The organism is Paenibacillus sp. 01T422, assembly GCF_056398785.1.
Genome location: NZ_JBFTQB010001591.1, coordinates 1 through 527, shown reverse-complemented (window position 1 = coordinate 527; position 527 = coordinate 1). Strand labels below are relative to the sequence as shown.

Below are 527 nucleotides of genomic sequence, written 5' to 3'. Positions count from 1 at the left end.
GAGTTATACATAACTTTTATTACTATAGAAAAGAGGGTGTCTGGCATATGGAGAAATCATCATTGATTGGAATTGTTTTAGCACTTATTTCGGTTGGTGTGGGGATGGTGTTAAAAGGGGCAAGTCTGGTGGCGCTTTTGAACCCAGCAGCTGCGCTTATTATTTTCGGAGGAACCGCTTCTGCTTTATTTATCGCGTTTTCTTTAGAGGAAATGAAAAAGATTCCGACCTTATTGAAAATTATTTTTACCGAACAAAAATTAATGCCTAAAAAAGAACTCATCCATACTTTTATAGAATGGGTATCGATTACACGTCGTGAAGGTCTTCTTTCACTGGAAAAGCAAGCTGAAGAGCTAGCGGATCCTTTTATGAAAAGCGGGATGCGTCTCATTATTGATGGGAATGATCCAGATTTTGTGCGTGATGTACTGCTTGAGGATATTGCAGAAATGGAAGCAAGACATAAGAAGTACGCGGGAATTTTTACACAAGCCGGTACATATGCACCAACACTTGGTGTTCTT

Annotated in this window: 1 protein-coding gene; it reads left to right on the top strand. The window is 39.3% G+C overall.

Annotated elements, in window-relative coordinates; all coding sequences use genetic code 11:
• Positions 1 to 47 precede the first annotated feature (47 nt).
• The coding region (locus tag AC1DUA_RS40330; protein ID WP_477504976.1) for a MotA/TolQ/ExbB proton channel family protein at positions 48 to 527 on the top strand (480 nt) is incomplete at its 3' end.